Below are 1,230 nucleotides of genomic sequence, written 5' to 3'. Positions count from 1 at the left end.
TCCCACAGGGTGAGCCCGTGCTCGCGGATGTCGAGGTCCGGGTGGTAGGCCATCGAGTACTCGAGCGGGTCCACGTTGGCCAGCAGGTGGCCGCGGTCCCGGTAGGCGTGGATGAGCTGCTGGATGCGGGCGACCTTGCCGACCTGCTCCTCCGGGTTCACCTGCACGTCCTGGGCCCAGCGGACGGGCTCGTAGGGGATGCGCAGGGAGTGGAAGACCTCGTCGTAGAAGCCGTCCTCGCCCAGCAGGAGGCCGTGCACGATCTTCAGGAACTCGCCCGAGCCGGCACCCTGGATCACGCGGTGGTCGTACGTGGAGGTGAGGGTGATCGTCTTGGAGATCGCCAGGTCGTGCAGTGTGGACTCGGCGGCGCCCTGGAAGGCGGCCGGATAGGTCAGCGCGCCGACGCCGATGATGGCGGCCTGGCCCTGGGACAGGCGGGGCACCGAGTGCACGGTGCCGATGCCGCCCGGGTTGGTCAGGGAGACCGTGGTGCCGGCGTAGTCGTCCATCGTCAGCTTGTTCTTGCGGGCGCGCTGGACGAGGTCGTCGTACGCCTTCCAGAAGCCGCGGAAGTCGAGGGTCTCGGCGGCATTGACGTTGGGGACCACGAGCGCGCGGGTGCCGTCCGGGCGGGGCAGGTCGATGGCGAGGCCGAAGTTCACGTGGGCCGGCTCCACCATGGTGGGCTTGCCGTCGCGCTCCTCGTAGGTCACATTCATCGAAGGCATGGCCGCGAGCGCGCGGACCACGGCGTAGCCGATGAGGTGGGTGAAGGAGACCTTGCCGCCGCGGGTGCGGGCCAGGTGGCTGTTGATGACCACGCGGTTGTCGATCAGCACCTTGGCCGGCAGGTCGCGCACGGTGGTGGCGGTGGGCATGGACAGGGAGGCGTCCATGTTCGTGGCCACGGCCTTGGCCATGCCCTTGAGGACGGTGGCCTTCTCCTGCTTCTCGTCCGCGGTGGTGGCGGTGGTGTCGGCGGGCTCGGAGGGCACGGCCTGGGCCGCCGGGGTCTTCTTGGGCTTGGGGCCGGTGCTGACCGAGGTCTCCTTGGGCTGCGCACCCCGGGCCGGGGCGGTCGCCGCCTTCGGCTCGGTCACCTTGGCGGAGGCCTTCGGCTCGGCCCGGGCGGCGGTCTCGGGCTCGTGCTGGAGGGCGTCCTGGGGGGCGGGATCGGGGACGGCGTGCGTCGCGTGACGGTAGGCAAAACCGCGGCGAGCACTAAAA

Annotated in this window: 1 protein-coding gene; it reads right to left on the bottom strand. The window is 70.4% G+C overall.

Annotation, left to right across the window (positions count from 1 at the left end; genetic code table 11):
• Positions 1-1,103, bottom strand: a 1,103-nt coding sequence (locus ACFWJO_RS38395; protein ID WP_386872813.1) for a 2-oxo acid dehydrogenase subunit E2, incomplete at its 3' end; no start/stop codon positions are given.
• Positions 1,104-1,230: the final 127 nt, after the last annotated feature.

This window comes from Streptomyces sp. NPDC127092 (genome assembly GCF_042722475.1).
Lineage (GTDB): Bacteria > Actinomycetota > Actinomycetes > Streptomycetales > Streptomycetaceae > Streptomyces.
The sequence above is the reverse complement of the archived record's forward strand: the minus strand, read 5'-3'. Positions and strand labels throughout refer to the sequence as shown.